Annotated in this window: 24 protein-coding genes; 11 read left to right on the forward strand and 13 right to left on the reverse strand. The window is 70.4% G+C overall.

The window, feature by feature from the left end:
- Positions 1-86 precede the first annotated feature (86 nt).
- Both ACH47Z_RS15850 and greA read left to right on the forward strand, forming a co-directional pair.
- Positions 87-485 (forward strand): DUF4307 domain-containing protein, encoded by a 399-nt coding sequence (locus tag ACH47Z_RS15850; RefSeq protein ID WP_399073830.1) that lies wholly within the window; start codon positions 87-89, stop codon positions 483-485.
- Positions 486-675: 190 nt separating this feature from the next.
- The gene (greA, locus tag ACH47Z_RS15855) at positions 676-1,176 is read left to right on the forward strand and encodes a transcription elongation factor GreA (protein WP_399073831.1); all 501 of its coding nucleotides are present in this window, start codon (positions 676-678) and stop codon (positions 1,174-1,176) included.
- 81 nt (positions 1,177-1,257) lie between these two features.
- Here the strand turns inward: greA and ACH47Z_RS15860 are convergent, their stop codons facing one another.
- The 3 genes from ACH47Z_RS15860 to ilvA form a co-directional block, all read right to left on the reverse strand.
- A complete protein-coding gene (locus ACH47Z_RS15860; RefSeq protein WP_399073832.1) occupies positions 1,258-2,115 on the reverse strand; it encodes an ABC transporter permease in 858 nt (285 codons plus the stop codon).
- On the reverse strand, positions 2,112-3,092 hold the full coding sequence (locus ACH47Z_RS15865; RefSeq protein ID WP_399073833.1) for an ATP-binding cassette domain-containing protein: 981 nt from the start codon (positions 3,090-3,092) through the stop codon (positions 2,112-2,114). Before ACH47Z_RS15865 ends, ACH47Z_RS15860 begins: the two co-directional genes overlap by 4 nt.
- Before the next feature lie 149 nt (positions 3,093-3,241).
- On the reverse strand, positions 3,242-4,471 hold the full coding sequence (gene ilvA / locus ACH47Z_RS15870; protein ID WP_399073834.1) for a threonine ammonia-lyase: 1,230 nt from the start codon (positions 4,469-4,471) through the stop codon (positions 3,242-3,244).
- 162 nt (positions 4,472-4,633) lie between these two features.
- Here ilvA and ACH47Z_RS15875 point away from each other — a divergent pair, with 162 nt between their 5' ends.
- The 3 genes from ACH47Z_RS15875 to ACH47Z_RS15885 all read left to right on the forward strand — a co-directional run bounded on the left by ACH47Z_RS15875 (position 4,634) and on the right by ACH47Z_RS15885 (position 6,147).
- Positions 4,634-5,137: a MarR family winged helix-turn-helix transcriptional regulator gene (locus ACH47Z_RS15875; protein WP_399074220.1), complete on the forward strand. Its 504-nt coding sequence runs from the start codon at positions 4,634-4,636 to the stop codon at positions 5,135-5,137.
- A gap of 166 nt (positions 5,138-5,303) precedes the next feature.
- Positions 5,304-5,807, forward strand: coding sequence for a sigma factor-like helix-turn-helix DNA-binding protein (locus ACH47Z_RS15880; RefSeq protein WP_399073835.1), 504 nt, complete (start codon positions 5,304-5,306; stop codon positions 5,805-5,807).
- Between the two features lie 91 nt (positions 5,808-5,898).
- Positions 5,899-6,147, forward strand: a complete 249-nt coding sequence (locus ACH47Z_RS15885; RefSeq protein WP_399073836.1) for a hypothetical protein — start codon at positions 5,899-5,901, stop codon at positions 6,145-6,147.
- 59 nt (positions 6,148-6,206) lie between these two features.
- On the opposite strand, the gene ACH47Z_RS15890 is transcribed toward ACH47Z_RS15885, so the two are convergent.
- Positions 6,207-7,361 (reverse strand): cystathionine gamma-synthase, encoded by a 1,155-nt coding sequence (locus tag ACH47Z_RS15890; RefSeq protein ID WP_399073837.1) that lies wholly within the window; start codon positions 7,359-7,361, stop codon positions 6,207-6,209.
- 171 nt (positions 7,362-7,532) lie between these two features.
- Here ACH47Z_RS15890 and ACH47Z_RS15895 point away from each other — a divergent pair, with 171 nt between their 5' ends.
- A complete protein-coding gene (locus ACH47Z_RS15895; RefSeq protein ID WP_399073838.1) occupies positions 7,533-8,651 on the forward strand; it encodes a hypothetical protein in 1,119 nt (372 codons plus the stop codon).
- 186 nt (positions 8,652-8,837) lie between these two features.
- Entirely contained in the window at positions 8,838-9,941 is a 1,104-nt protein-coding gene (locus tag ACH47Z_RS15900; protein WP_399073839.1) for a hypothetical protein, read from the forward strand.
- Between the two features lie 18 nt (positions 9,942-9,959).
- Here ACH47Z_RS15900 and ACH47Z_RS15905 read toward each other — a convergent pair whose 3' ends face one another.
- Positions 9,960-11,168 (reverse strand): alpha/beta hydrolase family protein, encoded by a 1,209-nt coding sequence (locus ACH47Z_RS15905; protein ID WP_399073840.1) that lies wholly within the window; start codon positions 11,166-11,168, stop codon positions 9,960-9,962.
- 197 nt (positions 11,169-11,365) lie between these two features.
- Positions 11,366-11,845 carry a hypothetical protein gene (locus ACH47Z_RS15910; RefSeq protein WP_399073841.1) on the reverse strand — a complete coding sequence of 160 codons (480 nt, stop codon included), beginning with the start codon at positions 11,843-11,845 and terminating at the stop codon, positions 11,366-11,368.
- A 171-nt stretch (positions 11,846-12,016) separates the two neighbouring features.
- On the opposite strand from ACH47Z_RS15910, the gene ACH47Z_RS15915 reads away from it, so the two are divergent.
- The gene (locus ACH47Z_RS15915; RefSeq protein ID WP_399073842.1) at positions 12,017-12,883 is read left to right on the forward strand and encodes a hypothetical protein; all 867 of its coding nucleotides are present in this window, start codon (positions 12,017-12,019) and stop codon (positions 12,881-12,883) included.
- Positions 12,884-12,911: 28 nt separating this feature from the next.
- On the opposite strand, the gene ACH47Z_RS15920 is transcribed toward ACH47Z_RS15915, so the two are convergent.
- Positions 12,912-13,265, reverse strand: a complete 354-nt coding sequence (locus ACH47Z_RS15920; RefSeq protein WP_399073843.1) for a MerR family transcriptional regulator — start codon at positions 13,263-13,265, stop codon at positions 12,912-12,914.
- Positions 13,266-13,368: 103 nt separating this feature from the next.
- Between ACH47Z_RS15920 and ACH47Z_RS15925 the strand changes: the two genes are divergently transcribed.
- Complete coding sequence (locus tag ACH47Z_RS15925) at positions 13,369-14,160, forward strand: amidohydrolase family protein (protein ID WP_399073844.1); 792 nt, start codon at positions 13,369-13,371, stop codon at positions 14,158-14,160.
- 53 nt (positions 14,161-14,213) lie between these two features.
- Positions 14,214-14,933 carry a Type 1 glutamine amidotransferase-like domain-containing protein gene (locus ACH47Z_RS15930; RefSeq protein WP_399073845.1) on the forward strand — a complete coding sequence of 240 codons (720 nt, stop codon included), beginning with the start codon at positions 14,214-14,216 and terminating at the stop codon, positions 14,931-14,933.
- Between the two features lie 72 nt (positions 14,934-15,005).
- Here the strand turns inward: ACH47Z_RS15930 and ACH47Z_RS15935 are convergent, their stop codons facing one another.
- Positions 15,006-16,049 (reverse strand): NAD(P)-dependent alcohol dehydrogenase, encoded by a 1,044-nt coding sequence (locus ACH47Z_RS15935; RefSeq protein ID WP_399073846.1) that lies wholly within the window; start codon positions 16,047-16,049, stop codon positions 15,006-15,008.
- Between the two features lie 171 nt (positions 16,050-16,220).
- Here ACH47Z_RS15935 and ACH47Z_RS15940 point away from each other — a divergent pair, with 171 nt between their 5' ends.
- A complete protein-coding gene (locus ACH47Z_RS15940; protein WP_399073847.1) occupies positions 16,221-17,147 on the forward strand; it encodes a helix-turn-helix domain-containing protein in 927 nt (308 codons plus the stop codon).
- 44 nt (positions 17,148-17,191) lie between these two features.
- Here the strand turns inward: ACH47Z_RS15940 and ACH47Z_RS15945 are convergent, their stop codons facing one another.
- The 5 genes from ACH47Z_RS15945 to ACH47Z_RS15965 form a co-directional block, all read right to left on the reverse strand.
- Positions 17,192-20,494 (reverse strand): S8 family peptidase, encoded by a 3,303-nt coding sequence (locus ACH47Z_RS15945; protein WP_399074222.1) that lies wholly within the window; start codon positions 20,492-20,494, stop codon positions 17,192-17,194.
- Between the two features lie 230 nt (positions 20,495-20,724).
- Positions 20,725-21,408 (reverse strand): ABC transporter ATP-binding protein, encoded by a 684-nt coding sequence (locus ACH47Z_RS15950; RefSeq protein ID WP_399073848.1) that lies wholly within the window; start codon positions 21,406-21,408, stop codon positions 20,725-20,727.
- 63 nt (positions 21,409-21,471) lie between these two features.
- A complete protein-coding gene (locus ACH47Z_RS15955; RefSeq protein ID WP_399073849.1) occupies positions 21,472-22,914 on the reverse strand; it encodes an ABC transporter permease in 1,443 nt (480 codons plus the stop codon).
- A gap of 135 nt (positions 22,915-23,049) precedes the next feature.
- Positions 23,050-24,297: an Ig-like domain-containing protein gene (locus ACH47Z_RS15960; protein WP_399073850.1), complete on the reverse strand. Its 1,248-nt coding sequence runs from the start codon at positions 24,295-24,297 to the stop codon at positions 23,050-23,052.
- 246 nt (positions 24,298-24,543) lie between these two features.
- Complete coding sequence (locus tag ACH47Z_RS15965; RefSeq protein WP_399073851.1) at positions 24,544-24,888, reverse strand: hypothetical protein; 345 nt, start codon at positions 24,886-24,888, stop codon at positions 24,544-24,546.
- Positions 24,889-24,996: the final 108 nt, after the last annotated feature.

The raw sequence follows: 24,996 nt of genomic DNA on the forward strand, positions 1-24,996 counted from the left end.
CGTGGTCTCGGCGCGATCGGCGGCTTCTATAGTGACGGAATCGGGGGGCGAATAATTCCGGGTCCGGTTCTGCCGAGAGGACGATCATGAGTACGGCGAGCACGCGGCTGCCCGAGGGCCGCTACGGCCGCTCCTCGGACGAGCGTGCCGACCGCAAGCTCAAGATCGCCGCCGTGGTGCTGGGCGCGGCCCTGCTCGCCCTCGTCGGCTACTTCGCCTACCACTACGTCTTCGAGAGCAGGATCAGCGCCCAGGTGATCACCTTCGATGCCTCGGACAACGCGGTCAAGGTGCATCTGGAGGTCCACAAGGACTCCGGCACCGACGGCTACTGCACCCTGCGCTCCCAGGCGGCGGACGGCTCCGAGGTGGGCCGGGCGGACTTCCGTTTCACCGGCAAGGCCACACGGATCGACCAGGTCGTCACGCTCCGTACGACGGCGAAGGGGACGACGGCCGAGCTGCTCGGCTGCCACACGGGCTGAAACGGGCTGACCCGGGTGATCCATCACCCGGAACGGGTACACGCTGACCTGCGTTGATGTGATTCTGTTGGCTTATGTCCTCCCCCTTTGGCCACTGAATTGTTAGGCTCGTGGTTTCGCCCACCCAAGAGGGAACATTCTTCTGGGTAGGGCGATGCTTTGTATTCCCAGTACCGACGAGGAGCACCCTGTGACCCAGACCAGTGAGAACGTCACCTGGCTGACCCAGGAGGCGTACGACAAGCTCAAGGCCGAGCTTGAGTACCTTTCTGGTCCTGCGCGCACGGAGATCGCCGCCAAGATCGCGGCCGCGCGCGAGGAGGGCGACCTGCGCGAGAACGGCGGTTACCACGCGGCCAAGGAGGAGCAGGGCAAGCAGGAGCTGCGCGTGCGGCAGCTGACCCAGCTTCTCGAGAACGCCCAGGTGGGCGAGGCTACGGTCTCCGCGGACGGTACCGTCGGGCCCGGCATGGTCGTCACGATCGCCTTCGACGGTGACGAGGACGACACGCTCGAGTTCCTGCTCGCCTCCCGCGAGTACGCGAGCTCCGAGATCGAGACGTACTCGCCGCAGTCCCCGCTCGGCGCCGGCGTCGTCGGCCACAAGGTCGGCGAGGACGCGGAGTACGAGCTGCCGAACGGCAAGAAGGCCTCGGTGCGGATCCTGAAGGCCGTGCCGTACTCGGGCTGACCCACAAGCCCTGCCTGACATCGAGCCCCCGGTGTCCGCCGGATCCCGCGGACACCGGGGGCTTCGCCGTGCCCGGGGCCGTCAGGCGGTGGCCGAGCGGTACTTGCGGACCGCCAGGGTGCGGAAGACCGCGATGATCAATATCGAGTAGATCAGCGAGGCCCAGACCGGATGCTCCATGGGCCAGGCGTGCGAGGCGGACCGCCCGGGGTTGGCGAAGAGCACGCGGCAGGCCTGCGCGGTCGCGCTGAAGGGGTTCCACTCGGCCACGTGCCGCAGCCACGGGGTCATATGGGCGGGGTCCACGAAGGCGTTGGAGATGAACGTGACCGGGAAGAGCCAGATCAGCCCGCTGGACGTGGCCGCCTCGGGGGTGCGGACGGACATGCCGATCAGTGCGCCGATCCAGGTGAACGCATAGCCGAGCAGAAGCAGCAGACCGAAGGCGGCGAGCACCTTGCCGACGTTCGTGGAACCGTCGGACCCGACCCGCCAGCCGACCAGCAGGGCGACCACGGCGAGCACCACCAGGGTGACGGCCGTCTGCACCAGATCGGCGAGCGTCCGCCCGGTCAGCACCGCACCGCGCGCCATCGGCAGCGAACGGAAGCGGTCGATGAGCCCCTTGTGCATGTCGTCGGCGATCCCGGCACCGGAGCTGGCGGTCGCGAACGTGACGGTCTGCGCGAAGATGCCGGCCATGAGGAAGTTCTTGTAGTCGGTGGCGCTGGTGCTGCCGCCGATCTGCATGGAACCGCCGAAGACGTAGGTGAAGAGCACCACGAACATGATGGGCTGGATCAGCCCGTAGATGATCATCTCCGGGATCCTGGACATCCGGATCAGATTGCGTTTCGCCACGACCATCGAGTCACGGACGGACCGGCTGACGGGGTTGCCCGGCGGTGCCACCCGCAGGGCCTCGGTGACGGCGCTCATTTCACGGCCTCCTTGCCGTTCTCCGCGTTGCTCTCACCCTCGGCCGCGTGTCCCGTGAGGGACAGGAAGACGTCGTCGAGGGTGGGGCGGCGCAGCCCGATGTCGTCTATCTCGATGCCGCGGGTGTCCAGCTCCCGGATGATCTCGGCGAGCAGTTTCGCGCCGCCGGTGACGGGGACCGTGAGCTTGCGGGTGTGCTCCTCGATGGTGACCTCACCCTTGCCGAAGCCCCGCAACACCTCCGCGGCGGTCGCGATGTGGTCGCGCTCGTGCACCACGACCTCGACGCGCTCGCCGCCGGTGCGGGCCTTGAGCTGGTCGGAGGTGCCCTTGGCGATGACCCGGCCCTGGTCGACCACCGCGATGTCGTGGGCGAGGTGGTCGGCCTCCTCCAGATACTGCGTGGTGAGCAGCAGGGTCGTACCGCCGGAGACGAGCTGTTTGATGACCTCCCACAGCTGCTGGCGGTTGCGCGGGTCGAGGCCGGTCGTCGGCTCGTCCATGAACATCACCGGCGGCGAGACCACCAGGGCCGCGGCGAGGTCGAGCCGGCGGCGCATGCCTCCGGAGTAGGTCTTGGCGGGGCGGTCGGCGGCGTCCGCGAGGTGGAACTGCTCCAGCAGCTCCGCCGCGCGCGCCTTGGCCGGCTTCGCCCGCATCTGGTAGAGCTGGCCGACCATCTGCAGGTTCTCCCGGCCGGTCAAGTACTCGTCGACCGCCGCGAATTGGCCGGACAGGCCGATGGAGCGGCGCACGGCGTCGGGGTGCTTGAGCACGTCCACACCGGCGACGACCGCCTTGCCGCTGTCGGGGCGCAGCAGGGTCGTCAGGCAGCGGACGGTCGTCGTCTTGCCGGCGCCGTTCGGCCCGAGCAGGCCGAGGACCGTGCCCTCGGGCACGTCGAGGTCGACGCCGTCCAGAGCCTTTACGTCGCCGAAGGTCTTCACCAGACCTTCGGCATAGATGGCGCCTGGCATGTCTGTCTCCACGTCGTCGGGGATGGAATGTGCTGCGGGTACGGGCAGGCGGACCGGCAGCCATGCGACACACCATAACGCGATGTATCGCGTCTCTCAAGAGGGTTGACTCGAACGAGTGACAACGGGGATCCGGGCGGTGCCGGGACTCAGTCCATGACCGTGTAGCCCGCGTCCCGCAGTGCCTGGCCGACCTCGGCGCAGTGCACCGGTCCCTTCGTCTCGAGGTGCAGCTCCACCTCCGCCTCCGTGAGCCCGAGCCGGGGATCGGTGCGTACGTGGCTCACGTCGAGGACATTAGCGTCGACCACTGACAACACCCCGAGCAGCGTCGCGAGGGCGCCCGGCCGGTCCGTCAGCCGCAGCCGTACAGCCAGGTAGCGCCCCTGCGCGGCCATGCCGTGCCGCAGCACGCGCTGCATCAGCACCGGGTCGACGTTGCCGCCGGAGAGCACGGCGACGACCGGGCCCTCGAAGGCGTCCGGCGCGGCCAGCAGCGCCGCCACCGGGCTCGCCCCGGCCGGCTCCACGACCAGCTTGGCCCGCTCCAGGCACAGCAGCAGCGCCGCCGACAGCTGGTCCTCGCCGACCGTGCGCACCTCGTCGACCAGGTCCTTGACGATCCCGAACGGCACCAGGCCCGGCCGCCCCACCTTGATGCCGTCGGCCATCGTCGCCGGGTTCCGCACCGACACCGGGCGCCCGGCGGCCAGCGAGGGCGGATAGGCCGCCGCGCCCTCCGCCTGCACGCCGACGATCCTGACGTCCGGCCGGATCGCCTTCACCGCGACCGCGATACCGGCCGCGAGCCCGCCGCCGCCCATGCCGACGACGATCGTGCGCACCTCCGGGCACTGCTCCAGGATCTCCAGGCCGACCGTGCCCTGACCGGCGATCACGTCCGGGTGGTCGAAGGGGTGGATGAACACCGCGCCGGTCTCGGCCGCGTACTCCTCGGCGGCGGCCAGCGTCTCGTCGACCACCTGCCCGTGCAGGCGCACCTCGGCGCCGTACTCGCGCGTCGCGCTGATCTTCGGCAGCGGCGCGCCCTTCGGCATGAACACCGTGGCGTGCACGCCCAGCAGCGCGGAGGCCAGCGCCACGCCCTGCGCGTGGTTCCCGGCGCTCGCGGCCACCACCCCGGCCGCCCGCTCCTCCGGCAGCAGTCCGGCGATCCGCACATAGGCGCCGCGCAGCTTGAACGAGCCGGTCCGCTGGAGGTTCTCGCACTTGAGGTGCACGGGAGCGCCGACCAGCTGGGACAGGTGGCGACTGCCCTCCATCGCGGTCACCCGTGCCACGCCCGAGAGCATCTTCTGGGCGCCGCGCACGTCGTCGAGGGTGACGGAACGCAAGGAGTCAGCCGTGCCGTAGCTCATGACTCCAGCATCGCAGTTCACGGTCGTGCCCGGCGGGTGTGACCAAGCTCCGAGACCGGTTTGCGCAGCGCCGGTACGGTCCGCCCCCGGGCCGCGTACTCTGTCCCCCAACCCAGCAGCCCTTCATGAAGTGAGCCTCCGGCCATGCCCACAACACCTGAAATGTCGATGGACATGACGACCGTCGGTGACACCGGTCTTCTCGACACCCTCCAGCACGAGGTGGCGGTGTTCGCGCGCCGTGCCGAACAGACGCGGCTCGGCGGTGTCGGGCAGGTACGCAACTCCATGGACCGGGCGGCGTATCTGCTGCTCAACCGCCTTGACAACGAAGGCCCGATGGGCGTGAAAGCGCTCGCCGCGAGCATGGGCATCGACTCCTCCACGGTCACCCGGCAGGTGGCCCCGCTGGTCGACACCGGGCTCGTCAAGCGCACCTCGCACCCCGAGGACGGGCGCGCAGTGGTGCTTCAACTGTCCCCGCGCGGGGCGGCCCGGCTGGAGGAGGTGCGCTCCTCCCGGCGTCAGCTGATGGCCGAGCTGACCCACGACTGGGCACCGGGGGAGCGCGAGCAGTTCTGCTCGCTGCTGACCCGCTTCAACCGCGCGCTCTCCGCGCGGATGACACCGGGCACCCCGCCGGCGGAGCCGTCGCCGGCTTCCTGAACGCGCCGGGCACCCATCGGCGGCACGCGCGCGGGGCCCCGGCCGGCACCGGTCGGTTCCGGACTCTTGACCCGGGGCCGCCGCTGTCCTCATATGAGACCGGGTCCTGCGGCGTACGCGGTTCACCTGACCCGTACCGGGCAGGGCTCCTGTCGGGGGAGGCGCGGTGCGTGATCGGCAGTTGGCCCGAAATGCCCGCCGGGCCCGGGAGTTCGAGGCGTTCGTCGCGGGTGCGGCCGGGCGGCTGCTGCATGCCGCCACGCTGCTCACCGCGGAGGCGCCGGACGACAACCCGCGCGCGCGGCGCCTGCTGACGCGCACGCTCGCCCACACGTACGCGCGCTGGGACCGGCTGCGCGGCGAGGACCCGTACGACTGCGCCCGCCAGTACCTCGCCGGCCGCTTCGCGCGCACGGCCTGGCACCAGTACGGCGCCTTCGGCCGCACCCGGCCGGATCCACGCAGCCCGCTCGCCGCCCTCGCCCCGCGGGAACGGCTGATCCTGGTGCTGCGGCTCTACGAGGGTGTCGCCGAGCAGCAGACGGCGGCCCTGCTGGGGCTGCCGACCGAGCGCGTGCACACCGTCTGCGACCGCGCGACGGCCACCCTGCTGCACCCGGCCCGCACGGCCGGCCCGCGCGCGGTGGGCACGAAGGTGGCGCCGTCATGAGGCAGGACGGCCGTCGGGAGGCCTGCGGTGCCGGGACGCTCCCCACGCGTGCGGGGCGTGGTGACTTCCCTGCGCGCGCGTGGAAGGCGCCGTGAACCGGCCCGAGCGGGAGGCCGCCGTACGGCGGATCATGGAGCAGGCGCCAGCGCCGGTGCCGCCGGATCTGTGCGCGGAGGCGGTGCGTCGCGGCGAGCGCCTGCTGCGGCGCGGGCGGCTGGTCCGCCGGGTGCTGTGGCTGCTGGCGTGGGCCGCGGCGGTCGCGTTCGGCGTGTGGGCGGCTCGCGTGCACCCCTGGACGCAGCCGCCCTCCCAGACGACCCCGCCGCTCACGGGCTGGTGAGCCCACGGCCCGGGGCGCGTACGCGGACGCGCGCGCCGGGCCGATGGAGCCGAGGCGGGCTAGCCCAGGGCCTGCTGAAGGTCCTCGAGCAGGTCGTCGACGTTCTCGATGCCGACCGACAGGCGCACCAGGTCGGCGGGGACCTCCAGCGCGGAGCCCGCCGCGGAGGCGTGCGTCATCCGGCCGGGGTGCTCGATCAGGGACTCCACGCCGCCGAGCGACTCGCCGAGGGTGAACACCTGGGCGCGGTTGCACACCTCGACGGCGGCCTCCTCGCCGCCCTCGACGCGGAAGGACACCATGCCGCCGAACGCCCGCATCTGCTTCGCGGCGACCTCGTGGCCGGGGTGCTCGGGCAGGCCCGGGTAGAGCACCTGCGTCACGCGCGCGTGCCGGGTCAGCATGTCGGCGATCTTCGTGGCGTTCTCGCTGTGCCGGTCCATGCGCACGGCGAGGGTCTTGGTTCCGCGCAGCACCAGCCAGGAGTCGAAGGGGCCTGCGACGGCACCCATCGCGTTCTGGTGGTAGGCCAGCTCCTCACCGAGCGTCTGGTCGGAGACGATCAGCGCGCCGCCGACCACGTCCGAGTGACCGCCCATGTACTTGGTCAGGGAGTGCACGACGACGTCCGCCCCGAGCGACAGCGGCTGCTGGAGGTAGGGCGTGGCGAAGGTGTTGTCGACGACGAGCTTCGCGCCCGCGGCGTGGGCGACCTGGGCGACGGCGGCGATGTCGGTGATGCCGAGCAGCGGGTTGGAGGGGGTCTCCACCCAGACGGCCTTGGTCTTCGGGGTGATCGCGGCCCGCACGGCGGCCGGGTCGCTGGTGTCGGCGACGGACCACTCCACGCCCCAGCGGGTGGCGACCTTGGCGAACAGACGGAAGGTGCCGCCGTAGGCGTCGTTGGGGATGACCACGTGGTCGCCGGGGGTGAGCAGCGTGCGCAGCAGGGTGTCCTCGGCCGCGAGACCGGACGCGAACGCGAGGCCGCGACGGCCGCCCTCCAGCGCGGCGAGGTTCTCCTCCAGTGCGGTACGGGTGGGGTTGGCGCTGCGGCTGTACTCGTAACCGCCGCGCAGCCCGCCGACGCCGTCCTGCTTGTAGGTCGAGACCTGGTAGATGGGCGGGACGACCGCGCCAGTGAGGGGATCCGCGGTGTTGCCCGCGTGGATCGCGAGAGTCTCGAAGTGCTGACTGATCTGCCTGTCGCTCATGTGCACCGAGCGTAGTGCGCCCCGCCGGATGCCGTCGCACGCTGGGCTCGGGGAGTGCCGCGAGGAGTACGGGACGAGGGTTTTCCCTGCCTGTCATGACCCGGACCGGAGTTTTCCACAGCCTCGCGGCGGGGTTGGCCAATTGTCGGCGGGGTCTGGTTCGCTTGGGGCATGGCGATTCTCTGGCTGGTGATGGCGCTGCTCATGCTGAGCTTCGTCCTGCTCCCGTTCCTGCGGCGCAGGCGCGGGATGATCGAGCAGGTTCCCCCGGAGCACCCGGACGCCGCCGACCCGGCGGACTACGGCTTCGTGCGCCAGGAGGAGCTGGACATACGCATGCCCGGTCCGGACCAGGACCTGCTGGACGTGCTGGAGCTGGTGCAGCGCACGCAGGACTATCGGGCGGCCGCCCAGCTGCTGGCGGGCACCGAGCAGGAGGGCGAGCGGCGCTGGCAGCGGGTGCAGGCCTTCGCGGGTGCCGCCGCGCTGGAGCTGCAGCAGCGTCCCGGCGGGGTGCACGAGACGCCGGGCGGCCAGTGGCTGCGGGTGTGGCGGGCCGAGCAGCCCAAGGACGCGGGCGGCGCCGCCGTGCACGCGGAATTCCTGGTGCAGCAGGCGTGGCGTACGTCGACGCCGGGCACGGACGACTTCCGGATCATCATGGAGGAGGCCCGGGAGGCGTGCGGGCAGGCGGCGCTGCTGGCGCCCGGCGACCCGGTGCCGTACATCATCGAGCTGTCCATCGCCCGTGGACTGGCCTATCCCCAGGCCGAGTTCGAGCAGCTCTGGCTGAGGATCCTCGACCGCGCGCCGCATCACATGGGCGCGCACCTGGCCGCACTGCACTACTGGTGCGAGAAGTGGCACGGCTCGCGCGAGCTGGCGTACTCCTTCGCCGAGGCCGCCGCGGCCCGCGCCCCGCAGGGCTCGCTGCTCGCCGCGCTGCCGCTGTTCGCGGTCTTCGAGCACCTGCCCGAGGTGAACCTGGTGGCGGGCTTCTACCAGAGCGAGGTCGTCACCAAGGCGATGCACGGCGCCCTGCACGCGGTGCACTCGGCCCGCCCCGACGATCCGATGCTGGCGCACGTGCGCCATCTGCTGATCTTCTTCCTGGTCCGCGCCGAGCGCTGGGCGGAGGCCATGCAGCAGCTGATACACGTCGACGGCCACGTCGGCGCACTGCCCTGGACCCTGTCCGCCGACCCGGCAGCCGAGTTCGCCGTCTACCGCGCCCTGGCGGTGGCCGGCTACGAGGCCAACGGCGGCAGCCCGGCCAGCCTGCCGGGCTGAGCGCGAAGGCCGGGCCGAGCCCCGAATCCGGGACCGGAAGCCGGGCCGGACATCGGGGTCGGCTTCCGGACTCGACCGGCATCGCTCCGGCGCCGGAAGCCACGGAGCAGTAGCCCGCGCAGACCACCGGGTAACGGATGAGGCACGACGGCTCCCGGCAGCAGCAAGATCCTTAGTGTCTCTGGCATGGATGGAATCGACGTTGTCAACGGAGTGGTGGGCGCCCTACTCGGCATGGTCTGCGCCGTGCTGTTCCAACAGCCGTTGCAGGACGCCTGGTACCGACTGCGCAAGCGCTCCACGACCGCGATTCGCACCATGCGGCGGCGGGAGGAGTCAGGGCCCGCGTGGCAGACGTTCTCGCTCGGGCCCCTGCAGACTTCCGCATTGATCGTCGAAGGCGACGGGTCGTCCCCGGTACCTCCGGAAGCCATCAACATCCAGGTGCTCGACGAAGAGGTGGTTCTGCCACCGGACATGGCCGACTGGCGGGAGGAGATCGCCGAGGAGGGCGAGCGACTGCGGGCGGAGGGACGCACACCGCTGTGGAACGGTCCGCGCTACGCCGTCGAGTCTTTCGACATCTCCCGTAGCCCTCTCGAGGAGAGCCCCGAAATTCACCTGCGGCTGCGCCCCACCGACTACTACACGTTCCTCGCCGCTCAGCAACTGGACCGAAGGCTTTCTGACGGCACCACGCCCCGGTCCCGCTATCTGAATCCCGATGACCCACTGGCGGCTCCGTCCTTTCTCCAGTGCAGTTTCACCGTCAACGTCGCCGTGGTCACCGCCGACGACATGCTCGTCGTGAGCCAGCGAAGCAACCGGGTACGCATGGCACCAGGTGTCTGGAACTCCTCCGTCAACGAGGGTCTTTCCAGGCACATCGATTCTTCGGGGAGGAGCGCACCGGACCTGCACGCGGTGGCCCGTCGCGGGATGCGGGAGGAGCTGTCCCTGGAGCCCCACGAATACTCTCTCGATCTCCTGGCCTTCGTCCTGGACATAGACAAGCGCCACTGGAGCGGTCACTTCTACGCCCGGCTGAAGGACCTCTCCAGCGCGAGTCTTCAAGCACGCATGAGCCGGGGTGTCGCCGATCGCTGGGAACACCACACCATCGACTACGTTCCCTTCCGGCCGGCCACAGTGGTCAAGTACATGGTGCGGACCGACCGCATCCACCGCTGGGCACCCTTGGCGCCGTCCCTCTTCCATCTCTCCCTCGTGCACGCGTACGGCCGCACGCTGGTCGAGCGGGTGGAGGCGCAGGTCCTGCGCCGCCTGTGAGAGAGGTGAACCGGCCGCCTACGGTGCGTGGAAGCGGACCTCCGGGTAGGCCGAGGTGGGGCCGTTCAGGATGGGTTCCGGGATGCCCCGTAGGTGGAGGTCGAAGAAGGCGGCGACGTAGGTGCGGGTGAGGTGGACTGCGCGCTGGGGGGAGAGCGTCGTGCCGGGGGGTTCGGGGATGCCGAGTTTCTCGGCGAGGACGGGGATGTCGGTGAAGCTGGCGTGGTTGGAGCCGGTGACGGTCAGCCATCGTTTCCAGCCCTTGAGGCGGCTCCAGGCATCGGTCCAGGTGGGATCCTCGTCGGTGCCCGTGGGGTGGCCGATCATCATGAACGGGCGGCCGCCCAGGCCGTCGTCGGGCACGGGCGCGAACATGGTGCCGTCGAGGTCGACCCCGGCCAGCACACGCTTGTCGTGGGCCATGGCGGGGATCGCGGAGGCCCCGCCGAGGGAGTGTCCCGCCACGCCGATCCGCCTGCCGTCGATCATGTGGGCGTGGCGCCAGGCCGGGTGGCGGTGGCTGGTCAGGGCGTCGATGACGAACGAGAGGTCCTTCGCCCGGCTCTCCTCGATGGCCTGAGGCGGGTGCGCGTCCGGGTCGTCGCAGATGGTGCAGGTGAGGGTCTTCCCGTCGGGGAACGTGGTGCCGGAGTTCTCGTAGGTGTGGTCGACGAGGGCGACGACGTAGCCTCGGCCGGCCAGGTCCTCGGCGAGGCTGGTGATTTCCGTGCGGGGCATGGTGAAGCCGGGAGAGAGCAGGACCAGCGGGAACCTGCCGTGTCGCGGCACCGCATCGGTGTGCGACCAGGTGCGGGTCTCGCTGACGGCCTCGGGCGGAATCGTGGTGCCCGGGATCTTCATCTGGAGCATCAGCCGGGCGGCCTCGGTGGTCATGTAGGGGGCGGGTCCGCCCGTGCCGGGCCGGGCGGGGTAGTACATCGACACCATGAGCTGTCGGGGCCCCGCCGAGGGGACCCACGGGTCCTGGCGGTGCTCGTCGACGAGGTGCAGGATGTCCCGGCCGACCGCGTACGGCCCGGTCGGGGCGGGCAGTTCGGCGGGGGTGACGGCAGGGGCATCGGTGGCGGTGGCCGCGAGGGTGCGGTGCACGCCGGCCGAGGCGGTGGCGGTTGTGGTGGTGGCCAGCGCGGGGGCCGCCATGGCCACGGGCAGCGGAAGGACGAGGGCCAGCACGACAGCGGTGGCTGTACGACGGGTTCTTGTCATGGTGGTGACGCTAGAACGGGGGCGGCAGAGCTGACGTCCGTACGGAGGTGGAGACCTGACGTCCACTCAGAGACGTACGCGGACGACGTGCGACCCCCGGGCGACGTACGGGACATCCCCTGGGGTCGGCGTCTGAGCCCCTAGGGGCCACGGAACGGAACCGATGCCGCCCTGACCGCACGGCTCACGATCTCGCGCTAACCGAATTCGGCGCGTACCGCCTCCAGGAACGCGGTCTCGGGCCCCGTCAGGCTGTCCCACAGCGGCCCCTCGGCAGCGGCTTCGTCCGGCAGGCGCCACAGGACGTGGTCCACCGCGGACGCATAGGCCCAGGCACGCTCGAAGATCTCCTGACGGAACAGCACCTTGATCATGCGCTCGCACGCCCAGAGGCGCTCGTTGAGGCTCCTGGCGGCCGCGCCCCACTCGGGTGTCCCCGCGGCTTCCCAGTCGGGCGCGGAGTCCCGCGCCGAGGCGAGGAATATCCCTTCCTGAGCCAGTCCGATGAACTCGCGCACCAGCGACAGCTGTTCCGCGCGCCGGGCCTCGCCCAGCTGAGCCGCGTGCCGGACGTCCTCGGCCCGGCTGACCTGCCGAGCCGTGGTGAGCTGAGCGAGGTACGACAGGATTCCGCCCAGCGCGACACCGATCAACGATCCCCACACCTGAGTCTGCATGGCAGGTGCCTAGCAAGCCGGCGGAGTCCGGCACCAGTACGGCCGGCCCTCGTTTCGGAATCGGAATGCCGCAAGGGTCGACTGCCGCTGTCTCGGTCATCATCATCGTTGAGCTGAACAACTTTTCGATCAAGTGGCATGAGACATGGACGAGATACATCGGGGGGCGTCATGCGTGGTCTGCGGTTCCGTACGGCTTCGGCGGTCGTGGCCGTCGTGGCGGTCCTGGGCCCGGTCTCGGGCTGTGGAGGGAGCGGTGCGGGGCCCACTCCCTCGGCGCAGGGGCAGACGCAGGCCGCCCTCGCGCTGACGGCCGACCTGGTCAAGGTCGAGGACGCCAGCGCGAAGGAGCACTCGGCCCGGGTGGAGGGGATCCACAGGGTCGACGGTGTCCTGCGGGCGCGGATGACCGGGGAGCTGGACTGGGCCGACGGCCAGCAGGGTGACTTCACGCTGACGATGCCGTCGTCGCCGCAGATCACGAACGCGCGGTTCGAGTTCCGCAAGGACGCCATCTACATGAGCACGCCGGCGAAGTTCCTGAAGCTGACAGGCGGCAAGCACTGGCTGCGGACCCCCCTCGGCATGCTCGCCGCGCAGAGCGCCACGCAGAAGGCCAGGGTGGACATGATCCGGCAGGCCAACCCGACCCTGTCGGTGCGGATGCTGATCGCGAGCGGCGACGTGCACCGGGTCGGCCGGGAGACCGTTCACGGCGTGGCCACCACCCACTACGCGGGCACGCTGGACGCGTCCCGGCTGGCGACTCTCCGCGGCCGGGGCCTGACGCCCGACGACGTGAAGTCCCTCAAGGAGGAGCTCGCGGCGAAGGGCATCACGCAGGAGCACGTCGACGTCTGGGTCGACAGCCGCAATCTGCTGGTGGAGAAGCGGACCCGGACGCGGACCGCCGCCGGTGAGCAGACGTCGACCGCCTACTACTCCCACTACGGTCTCGCGGTCGACGTGTCGGTCCCCGCGCTCTCCGACACGACGCTCCTGCCCCCGCCGGCGCCGAAGCCGTCCGGAACGGCGTGATCGGCCACCCCGCCACCTCGTCACCCCGTCACCCCAACTCGCCCAGCAGCCGCCGCAGTTCCGTCCGCTCGGCCTCCAGGCGCCTGGCCCGCTCGTCCAGCTCGGCCAGGCGCCGGCGCAGTGCCTCGGGGACTCCGGGGCAGGGGCTGAGGGCGGGGCCGGTCTCCGTGTCCGTCGTGCAGGGCAGCAGGGACGCCACGACACGGGTCGGCAGGCCCGCCGCGAGGAGGGTGCGGATACGCAGGACGCGGGGGATGTCCGCCTCCGCGTACTCGCGGTAGCCGTTGGGGCGCCGGTGCGGGGTCAGGAGGCCCGTGGACTCGTAGTGCCGCAGCAGGCGCGGGCTGGTGCCGGTGCGGGTGGCCAACTCGCCGATCAGCACGCCTGCCTCCCTCTCTCCCTGCCGTTCGCTTGACCTTGTCACCGTGTCAGGCTGCGACGCTCCCCCGGCAAGCGCCACTTCACCACTCCCGGGGAGCGAGAAAGTGATCATCGACGCACACGGGCACGTACACGACCCCGTCGGCCTCCACCTGGAGGCCCTCGACGCCGCCGGTGTCGACAGGGCCGTCCTGTTCCCGACCCGGCCGCATCCCGAGCGCGCCGTCGATCTCGCCGGACTGCGCCGGGAGTTCGCCGTGCTCGACACCGCGCTCGGCGGAACGGGCGGCTCCCGGGAGGCCTTCGCGCCCGCCCTGGACGAGGTGAGTGCGGCGGTCGCCGCACATCCGGAGCGGTTCATCGGGTTCGGGTCCGTGCCGCTGGAGTTGCCGGACGCGGAGGTCGAACGGGCCGTCGCCGAGGACGTGGTGGGGCGCGGGCTGCGCGGGATCGGCGAGGTGACCCCGGCACCGGGGCGAGCCGACCGGCTGGAGCCTGTGCTGCGGGCCGCCGCCGACCACGGCGGACTGCCGGTCGTCGTCCACGGCTTCGCACCGACCACCGCCGAGGACCTGCGCACCCTCGCCGCGCTCTCCCGCCGCCACCCGCGCGTCCCGCTCGTCGTCAGCCAGCTGGGCGGTCTGCACTGGATGGAGGCGATCGAACTGGTCCGGGACACACCGGGCACGTACCTGGAGCTGTCCACCGCCTTCCTCGTCATCGCCGTACGGCTTGCCGTCCGCGAACTCCCCGAGCGCACCCTGTTCGGCTCCGACGCGCCCTACGGCGACCCGGTCGTGGCCCGCGCCATGGTGGAGCGGGCGACGGCGTCCGGCGAGGTCCGCGAGCGCGTCCTCGGCGGCAACGCGGCCGCACTGCTGGGTCCGGCCGGGTAATTCCGGCGACGGCGTCACCCGCGTCCCCGTACATTCCCCTGGGAGGGATCGAGTTGAGCACATTTCTGATCGGCGGCGGGTGGGACGCGCCCGAGGTGTACGCACCGTTTCTGCGAGCCGTTGCGGGGGAGCGGCGCATCGGGTGTCTGGTCCTCGACGAGGGGGACGGGGCGGACCAGTTCGCGCGGTACGCGGCGGCGCTGCACACGGCGGGAGAGTGCACGCCGGTGCCGTTGCTGGTGCCGCTCGGCGGCCGGCTGGAGCCGGAGTCAGCGCTGGAAGGAATCGACGGGCTGCTGGTCTGCGGCGGTCTGACGCCCGCGTACCAGGAGGCGCTCGCCGAGAGCCTGGACCGGCTTCCGGGGCTGCTCGCCGCGCGCGGTGTGCCGTACGCCGGGTTCTCCGCCGGTGCGGCCGTCGCCGCGCGCCGGGCGGTGGTCGGCGGCTGGCTGGTGGACGGGGTACCGGTGTGCCCGGAGGAGACCGGGGAGGATCTGGCGGAGGTCGAGGTGCGGGCCGGGCTCGGGCTCGTGCCGTTCGCGGTGGACGTCCACGCCGCCCAGTGGGGGACGCTGGCGCGGCTGGTCACGGTGGTCGGGCGGGGCGAGGCGCCGTACGGGGTCGCCGTGGACGAGAACACCCTGCTGACGGTGGAGCAGGGGAAGGCGCGGGTGGCGGGGCGCGGGCGCGTCCATGTGGTGCGGCCCACGGAGGGTGACGCGGGTGCGGTCGTCCGGTCCTACGGCGCCGGGGAGGGCTTCCCTCTCGAGTAGCGCGGGACCGGGACGGCGCACCCATCAAGCAGTTGTGGCTGCTGGGCCGCGGACCCAGCAGCCACAGTGGCGTCAGATCGTCGCCGTGTCGATCACGAAGCGGTAGCGGACGTCGCTCGACAGCACCCGCTCGTACGCCTCGTTGATCTCCTCCGCGCTGATCAGCTCGATCTCCGCGCCGATGCCGTGCTCCGCGCAGAAGTCCAGCATCTCCTGGGTCTCGGCGATGCCGCCGATGCCGGAGCTGCTCAGGCTGCGGCGGTTGCCGGAGAGGGACTGGAGCACGATCTGGACCGGCTCCTCCGGCAGGCCCACGTTGACCATGCTGCCGTCGGTGCGCAGCAGGGACAGGTAGGCGGCGAAGTCCAGCGGGGCCGAGACCGTGTTCAGGATCAGGTCGAACGTGCCCGCCAGTTCCTCGAAGGTCTTCGGGTCGCTGGTGGCGTGGTAGTGGTCGGCGCCCAGCTTCAGGCCGTCGTCCTTCTTGCGCAGGGACTGGGAGAGGACCGTGACCTCCGCGCCCAGCGCGTGTGCGATCTTCACGCCCACGTGGCCGAGACCGCCGAGGCCGACGACGGCGACCTTCTTGCCGGGGCCGGCGTTCCAGTGCCGCAGGGGCGAATAGGTGGTGATGCCGGCGCAGAGCAGCGGGGCAGCCACGTCGAGGGACAGGCCGTCCGGGATGCGGACGACGTAGTTCTCGTCGACGACGATCTTCTGCGCGTAGCCGCCGTGGGTGGGCTGCCCGTCCTTGCCGGTGTCGTTGTACGTCCAGGTCGGGCCGTTCGAGCAGTACTGCTCCAGGCCCGCCTTGCAGTTCTCGCACTCACGGCAGGAATCGACCATGCAGCCGACGCCCACCCGGTCGCCGACGGCGAACCTCGTCACACCGGCGCCCACCTCGGTGACGACGCCCGCGATCTCGTGGCCGGGCACCATCGGGAAGGTGCCGGGGCGCCAGCCGTCCCGGGCCTGGTGGATGTCCGAGTGACAGATACCGGCGAACTTGATGTCGATCAGGACGTCGAACTCGCCGACCGCGCGTCGCTCGATGGTCGTCCGCTCCAGCGGGGCCTTCGCGGCGGGCGCGGCGTATGCGGCAACAACTGTGGTCATGCCGGGGTTCTCCTAGCGGGGGTCGGCGTGCCCTGGCTGCCTTCGGCCGGGCACGATCACCAGCCTGCCGCATGTTCCGCGGTCCGCCCAGGTCACGGCCTTGCGTACGACTGCCGTGCGTACCACTGGCGGGGTCAGGATGCTGTGCGTACGACCAGGAATACTGGACGTATGGAACGTACGGACGGACAGCCGGAAGCCACCGGAGCAGCCGCGGGCACCGCGGGGCACGCACTGGACCGGCGGGCCGAGCTGAGCGAGTTCCTGCGCAGCCGGCGGGCCCGGCTGAAGCCGGAGGACGTGGGGCTGCCGGACTTCGGCCGGCACCGGCGGGTGCCGGGGCTGCGCCGCGAGGAGCTGGCGCAGCTGGCCGGGGTGTCGGTGGCGTACTACACGCGCCTGGAGCAGGGCAACGGCCGTAACGTCTCGGCGGAGGTCCTGGACGCGATCGCCCGCGCCCTGCGGCTGACGGACGCCGAGCATGCTCACCTCACGCATCTGGCGAAGCCGAAGTCGCACAAGAAGAAGCCGGCCGCCAGGCAGCAGCAGGTCCGCTCCGCGCTGCTGCAGCTGCTGGACACGATGGACGGCGTACCGGCGTACATCGTCGGGCGGCGCTCGGAGATCCTGGCGTGGAACCGGATGGCGGCGGCGCTCTTCGGTGACTGGGCGGAGCTGGCGCCGGCCGAGCGGAACTGGGCGCGGCTGGTGTTCCTGCGGCCCGACTACCGCGATCTCTTCGTCGACTGGGAGCAGAAGGCGATCGACATCGTCTGCGCGCTGCGGATGGACGCCGGCTGCTACCCCGACGACCCTCGGCTGTCGGCCCTGGTGGGCGAGCTGTCGGTGAAGAGCGAGGAGTTCCGGCGGCTGTGGGCGACGCATGACGTCAAGGAGAAGAACCACGGCGTCAAGCACCTGCACCACCCGCTGGTCGGCGACCTCGCCCTGAACTTCGAGTCCTTCCGCCTGGCGGGCGACGCGGACCAGTCCCTCATCACCTACCACGCCGAGCCGGGCTCCCTGTCCGCCGACTCCCTGCGTCTGCTGGCCAGTTGGGGCACGGACGCCACCCGGGCGGCCCCGTCGGTCCCGTAGCGCCCTGCTGCCCAGGGCGCTACGGATTCACCGGGCGCTACGGCTCACTTGCCGAAGTACGCGTCCCAGATCGTGATCTCCGACGTGTTGCCCTTCCTGTCGGTGATCTTGGAGCGGAGGGTGAGGGACCTGCCCTTCGCCGGGTTCTTCAGGGTGATTTTGCCGCCCTTGACGTCGACCTTCTGGAAGGTCCTGCCGTCGTAGGAGACGTAGACCGTCAGGGACTTGAGGTTCCTGCCCGCGGCCGAGCCCTCCACGGTGACCGGGAAGGTGACCGTCCTGCCCGCGGTGACGCGGCTGTCCAGGCCGGTCTCGATGCCGTAGTGCAGGGTGGAGGACGGCAGCTCGGTGAAACCGTCGCCCGACGGCTTCTTCGAGCGGAAGGTCCAGGTCGCGTCGATGCGGGACGACGCCTCCGCGACCTTGGCCGAGCGTGTGACCGAGGTGGTCAGCCGGTACGCGGCGTCACCGGCCGGCACCGTGAAGGTCTCGCCGAACAGCGGGTCGGCGTTGGAGGCGACCTTGGTGCCGTTGCGGTACAGGGTCGTCTTCACCGAGGTGAAGTCGGAGTACCCGGCGTATCTGCCGGAGTCGGCGAACAGCGGCAGCGAGCCGTACATCGCGTTGCCGTCGCGGAACAGGCCGAGACCGGCGCCGACGTGCGGCCCGAAGACCGCGGTGTTGACCGTCTTGGTGTACGTGCGGCCGGGCTTGAAGGTGAACTCGCCGAGCCGGTAGCCCGCTTCGGCGACCGGGAAGCCGTCCTGGTCCTTGCCGCCGTACTGGGTGAACTGCAGCTGCCAGTTCGCCCCGCCGGTGGCGGACAGGTGCAGGGTGCGGGTGCCGGGGAGCTTCTGCGGGATGTCGATCGAGGAGGCGCCGAAGCTGCCGGGCAGCCAGCCGGTGGCGCCGATCGAGCCGGTCTTGCCGCTCGCGGAGGCGCCGAGCCGGACCTTGACCGTGGCCAGCTCACTCGCCTTGAAGTGCTTGGTGTAGCCGGTGGCGAGCTGCTTGACCGGGCCGCCGGTCGTGACGTCGTACTCCTCGCTCGCGCCCTTGGCCCAGTGCGCGTCCCACTGCTGGTACAGCGACCCGGCGGGCAGCTTCGGGCCCAGGTGGGCGGTGCGGAAGTTGTTGTACGAGTCCAGGAAGAAGCCGTAGCTGTAGTCGCCGTCGCCGACCCTGAGGTCGAAGCCCGGGTAGGCGAACTGCGACGTGACGCCCTTGGCCGGGACGGTGATGTCGACCGGCTTGGTCTTGCGCGCGTCGATCGTGATCGTCTGCTTCTTGCCGACGGTCAGCTTCGGCTGGGCGATCCAGTCGACGCCCTTGCCGAAGTCCTTGGGGTCGGTGAACACGGAGGTGTTGAGGATGTACGTGCCCTTCCGCGCGCGCACCTTCACCGTGCCCGACGCGTCGTACGGACTCACGTCCGTGCCGTTCGCGAGACCGGCGACACCGGTGAGGCCGGCGCTGTAGTTCTTCGCCGGCCTGCCGTCACGGCCGATGAACTTCAGCGTGACGTCGTACGACTCCACCTCCCGCGTCACCCCGGCGGCCGTGCGGATCGTCTGGCCGGCACCGGTCGCGGTCACGTAGGCCGAGTAGGCGCCGTCGAGGGTGCCGCCCAGCCTGGTGTTGACGGTGAGGTCGACGGAGGCCGTGCCGTGGGCCGGGACGGTCACCTTGGTCGCGCCGAGCGTGAAGAAGCCCGCCGGGGCCGGATTACCCCTGGGGTCGAGGGCGGTGCTGCCCAGGGTGAGGGTGGCGGCCTGGTCGCCGAGGTTGCGGTACGTCACCTTCTTGGTGACCGGCTTGTCGTCGGTGTGCGGCCACTGCTGCACGCCGAAGCCGACCGAGACCGGCTCGGCGATCACGGACTGCGTGATGGCCCTGTCCACCGCGATACGGCCCGAACCCTGCTGGAACGGCGTGTAGGCGCCGCCCTTCGCGGAGCCGGTCAGCGCGCCCTTGAGCTCGGCGTAGCCCCAGTCGGGGTGCTCCTGCTTGAGGATCGCGGCGGCGCCCGCGACATGCGGGGTGGCCATCGAGGTGCCGGAGATCGTCAGATAGCCCTCGGGCTTCTCGCCGACCTCCTTGTCGATGACGCTGCCCTTGGCCGCGGCGGCGGTGATGTCCACGCCGGGCGCGGTGACGTCCGGCTTGATCGCGCCGTCGCCGACGCGCGGGCCGGTGGAGGAGAAGTCGGCGAGCTTGTCCTGCTTGTCGACGGCGCCGACGGTGAGCGCGGCGTCCGCGCTGCCCGGCGAACCGATCGAGTGGGGGCCGTCGTTGCCCGCGGCGATCGCGAACAGGATGCCCTTCTCCGCGGACAGCTTGTCGACCTCGGCCTCGAGCGGGTCGATGCCGGGGCTGTCGTAGCCGCCGAGGCTGAGGTTGACGACGGAGGCGCCCTGGGAGGCCGCCCACTCCATGCCGGCGAGGATGCCGGAGTCGTCACCGGAGCCGGAGTCGTCCAGCACCTTGCCGTTGAGGATCCTGGCGCCCGGTGCGACACCCGTGTATTTCCCGCCGGACTTTGCGCCGGTGCCCGCCACGATGGACGCGACGTGCGTGCCGTGCCCGAAGTGGTCGGTGGCGTCCTTGGCGCCGGAGAAGTTCCTGGACTCGATCACCTGGTCCTTGAGGTCCGGGTGGCTGGTGTCCACGCCGGTGTCGAGGACGGCGACCTTCACGCCCTTGCCGGTGTAGCCGGCCTTCCACGCGGTCGGGGCGCCGATCTGCGGCACCGACGTGTCGAGGGAGGCCTTGCGGACGCCGTCGAGCCAGACGTGCGCGATGCCGGAGGCGGTCCGGTCGCCGTCGGTGACGGCGTGCCACAGCGCGGCGGTGTCCTGGACCGGGGCCTGCACGGCGTCGGCGTTGAGCGCGGCCAGGCTGTGGCGCAGATGACCCGCGTCCCGGACGACGGCCTTGGCCCTCGCGGCGCTGCCGCGGTAGCCGACGATCACCTTCAGGCCGTTCTTCTGGGCCCTGCGGGTGGCGGCCTTGTTCAGCTCGGTGACGTCGAACAGCCGCTGGTCCAGCGTGCCGGAGGCCACCAGGCGGGCCGCGTCGGCGGGGACGACCAGCGTGTGCCCCTCGGTCCGCCGGACCTGGAAGGGTATGTGCTCGCGGCCCTCGGCCCGCTCCAGGCCGACGATGCGGCCCTTGGCGTCGAGGGCGACCCGGTCACCGGTGATGAGGGTGACATGGGTCCTGGCGGTGAGCGCGGAGGCGCCTGCCGGGGTGCGCTCCGCCGGCCTCGCGGACGCCGGGCTGGTCATACCCGCTGCGAGCGCGACGGCCGCTGCCGTGGCCACACCGGCCGCGGCAGCTCTTTTCACTTGTCTGCGCAAGATCTCCCCCTGGAGATGGAGTCCCGGGCGAATTCCCCGTTCACCCGGCCGGGGGTGGTCTCGTACGCATGACCATCACCCCCCGGATCACGCAGTATGCCGGGGGGTGATCAAACGCCTCAATAGACGAAAGGACGGTAAGAGAAAGGCCGGGAAACTGTTACACGGCGGGCTGATCACCGTTACACAACCGCGAAGTTCCCTACGGGAGAACGGAGTTAGGCCCCGGCGTTCTCTCTTACCGTGATCTTGCCCTTACGGATGGTTGCCAGCCGTGGCGCCTTCTTCGCGATGGCGGAGTCGTGGGTGACCATGACGAAGGTCAACCCGTGCTCCTTCCACAGGCGTTCGAGTACGTCCATGATCTCGTCCCGCATTCCCTCGTCCAGGTTGCCGGTCGGCTCGTCGGCGAGCAGCACCTTGGGCTTCTTCACCAGGGCGCGGGCGATGGCGACGCGCTGCTGCTGCCCTCCGGACATCTCACCGGGCAGATGACCGAGGCGTTCGCCGAGACCGACGGAGTGCAGGGCCTCGGCGGCCAGTTCGCGGCGCTCCTTGACCTTGATGCCGAGGGGGACGAGGGCCGTCTCCACGTTCTCCTGGGCGGTGAGGGTGGGGATGAGGTTGAAGGACTGGAAGACGAAGCCGATGTTCTCACTGCGGACCCTGGTCAGCCGGGCCTCGCTCAGCATGGCCAGGTCGGTGCCGTCCAGGACCACTTCGCCGGAGCTGGGACGGTCCAGGCCGCCGAGCATCTGGAGGAGGGTGGACTTTCCGCCGCCGGTGGGACCCTGGATGACGAGCCGGTCGCCGTCGCCGATGGTCAGGTCGACTCCGTCGAGGGCGTGGACGGTGTCCTTGCCCCGGGTGTAGCGCTTGGTCACGTTCTTGAGTTCGTACATGGTGGCTCCTGGAGGGTTCGGAAATGACGTGCTGACGCGCAAGGGGCCCTGACCGAGGGGCCCTTACTCCACCCGCCTCAGCGCGTCCGCCGGCCGCAGCCGCGACGCCCGCCACCCGCCGAACGCCCCCGCGATCAGCCCGCCCGCCACCGCGAGGCCCACCGCGAGGACGATCGTCGTGACGCTGACCGGGGCCGTGAGGGCGACCTCCAGGGTCCTCGCCGTCTGACGGCCCGGGCCGCCGAAGCCGCCACCGCCGAAGCCACCGCCCCCGCCGCCGCCACCGCCCAACTGGGCCTGAAGCGTCGGACTGATGGCCGTGACGACGTACGCGCCCGCCAGGCCGAGCGCGATGCCGAGGGCGCCGCCGACCAGGCCGTTGACGACGGCCTCGCCGACCACCTGCCGGGTCACCCGGCCCGACCTCCAGCCCAGCGCCTTCAGCGTGCCGAACTCGCGGACGCGCCGCGAGACCGCGGCCGACGTCAGCAGACCGGCGACCAGGAACGCGGCCACCAGCACCGCGATGGACAGCCACGTGCCGACGTTGGTGGCGAGGGAGGAGGCCGTGGACAGGGAGCCCGAGACCGTCTTCGCCAGGTCGGAGGAGGTGGTGACCGTCGTACCCGAGACGTTCTGCTGGATCGCGCTCTTGACGGAGTCGATCCGCTGGGAGTCGGTCGCCTTGACGTAGATCGTGGTGACCTTGTTCGCGTTGTCGCTCAGGGTCTGCGCCTGCTCGAGCGGGATGTACAGGTTGGCCGCCGAGTCACCGCTGCTGGCCGTCGCGATGCCGATGACCGCGTACGTGACGCTCTTGATGGTGACCGTGGAACCGACCTTGAGGCTCTTCTCCTTGGCGTACGAGGCGTCGGCGACGACGACCTTGGCGTCCGTCTCGGTCGCCTTGAAGGTACGGCCGCTGGTGATCTTCGAAGAGGTCAGCGGGCCGAGCTCCGGCTTGGTCACGTCGGTGCCGAAGACCGAGTACTGGTTGACGTCGAAGTTGGCGCCGCCGCCCTTGACCTCGCCCTGCGGCCGGCCGGTGCCCTCGCCCCGCTGGAAGCCGCCGCCCCCGTTCTGCTGGAACTGGCCGCGCGTGAACTGGCCGCTGACCTTGAGCACCCTGAGGCTCAGCCCGCCCACGGCGGACGAGACGCCCTGCTGGTCGCCGACCTTGGTGACGGTGGAGGAGGCCAGGGTGGTGAAGCCCTGGACCATGACACGGTCGCTGCTCTGCGTCGAGCCGTCGCCGTTGTCCTTGGCGTCGAACTGGAAGCGCGGCCGCTGCGCGTCGCCGGTGGTGGCGCTCGCCGCCTTGGTGACCGTCATGTCCGTACCCAGGCCGTACAGCGACTGGAGGACCTTGTCCTGGGCCTTGCCCATGCCGTTCGACACGGAGTTGACCACGATGACCAGCGCGATGCCCAGCGCGAGTCCGGAGGCGACGACGAGAGCCGCCTTTCTGCGGCGGCGCAGTTCGCGCCTCAGGTAGGTGAAGAACATGGCCCGCAAGCTAGGTACGGACCGTGATGACACCATAAGGCCGACATAAAAGAAGCATGAGAAGGCTGTGTTCGGGCCCGGAAACACCGATGCCGCCCCTGGGGGCGGCATCAGAGAGCTGTGGCAGACGCGACGTCAGACGGCCGAACCGGCCTTCCACTGCGCCCAGTCCAGGTTCCAGCCGTTGAGGCCGTTGTCCGGGGAGACCGTCTTGTCGCCGGTGTTCTGGACGACCACGACGTCACCGATCAGCGAGTTGTTGTAGAACCACGCGGCCGGCATGTTCTTGTCGCCCGCGCCCTTGACGTCCTGCAGACCGACACAGCCGTGGCTGGTGTTGACGCTGCCGAAGACGGACGGGGCACCCCAGTAGTTGCCGTGGATGAAGGTGCCGGAGCTGGTCAGGCGCATGGCGTGGGGCACGTCCTTGATGTCGTACTCGCCCTTGCCGTCGGAGTCCTTGAAGCCGACCGTCGCGCCGTTCATCCGGGTCTGGGTGAACTTCTCCGAGATCACCATCTGGCCCTCGTACGTGGTGTGCTCGGGCGAACCGGCGGAGATCGGGATGGTCTTGACGACCTTGCCGTCCTGCGTGACCTTCATCTGCTTGGACTTCGCGTCGACGTACGACACCTGGTTGCGGCCTATGTGGAAGGTGACCGTCTTCTGCTGGATGCCGTGGACGCCGGGCGCGCCCTCGACGCCGTCGAGCGCGAGCTTCAGGGTGACGGTGGAACCCGCCTTCCAGTACTGCTCGGGCCGGAAGTCCAGGCGGTTGGCGTTGAACCAGTGGCCGACGACCTCCTGGCCGCTGCTGGAGCTGACCGTGATGCCCTTCTGCACGGCCGCCTTGTTGGTGATCGCCTTGTCGAAGTTGATCGACACCGGCATGCCGACGCCGACGGTGGAGCCGTCGTCCGGGGTGTAGGTGCCTATGAAGCTGTTGGCCGGGGAGACCGTGGTGAACGACGCGTTCTCGTGCGCCACACGGCCCTGGGAGTCCTTGGCCTCGGCGGCCACCTTGTACGTGGTGGAGCGCTGGAGCTGGACGGTCGGCTTCCAGCTGTGCTGGTCGGCGGAGAGCTGGCCGGCGACGGCCTTGCCGTCCTGTGTGGTCATCTGCACACCCGTGAGGGTGCCCTTGCTGACCGTGACGGCGGCGGAGTTGTTGATGGAGGCGTTGTCGGAGCCGTCCTTCGGCGTGATCGTGATCTGCGCCTCGGACGACTTCTTCGCAGCGGCCGCGTCGGCCTTGGCCTGCGAGCTGTCGCCGTTGCCGCTGGCGGAGGCCTTGCCACCGCCAGAACACGCCGTGAGCATCAGCACACTGCCGAGCAGAGCGGACGCGGTCATCAGACCCTTGCGCCGCTTACTGTCCGTCATCACAAGCTTCTCCATCGTTGCCGAGTCGCGATCCCCGAGAGTCCCCGTAAGAACCTTTAACCTTCAACGCTACGGCCGCACCGTCCCGTTCCCCATCCAGTGGATCTGTGGGACACACCACGTCCGCCACGGCATGGGTGGTGCATCCGCCACAGTGCGGGGGCGCGGGAGGCGGCCCGTGCGCTCCCTGAGACGACGAAACCCCGGACGGCGGTTGCCGCCGGGGTCACAACTGCCCCGGGACGCTCAGCCGATGCCGTCCTCTTCCTCGTCGTCCTCCTCATCATCCTCGTCCAGGTCCCAGTCGGGCGAGTCAGGGTCGTACTCGATCCGCTCACTCGACCAGGACGCCTGCTGGAGCTCCACCCCGGGCACCTCGCTGACCAGGTCGAACGGATCCACGAGATAGGCGAGGGCCTCCGCGGTGTCTTCCGTCACAGCGCCCTCGGCCTGGGTCCGCTCGCCCTCCGGCAGCTCCGGATCCTGCGCGAGGCGGCGCAGCGCGGCCTTGGTGACCTGGTCCTCGTCCTGCACCTCGAGGACCAGCTCCACCCGAAGCCGTACAAAACGTGATGTCTCTTCGTCACTCATGGCGCGAGCGTACGACCGAAACCTCTCGTGACTTTCCTGTGACCCGCGACTTTCACTAACATCGCTCCACACGGCCAATTCGCCAGCGTCACAAGGGGATCGATATTC

The sequence above is a fragment of the Streptomyces sp. NPDC020192 genome (assembly GCF_044388685.1).
Lineage (GTDB): Bacteria > Actinomycetota > Actinomycetes > Streptomycetales > Streptomycetaceae > Streptomyces.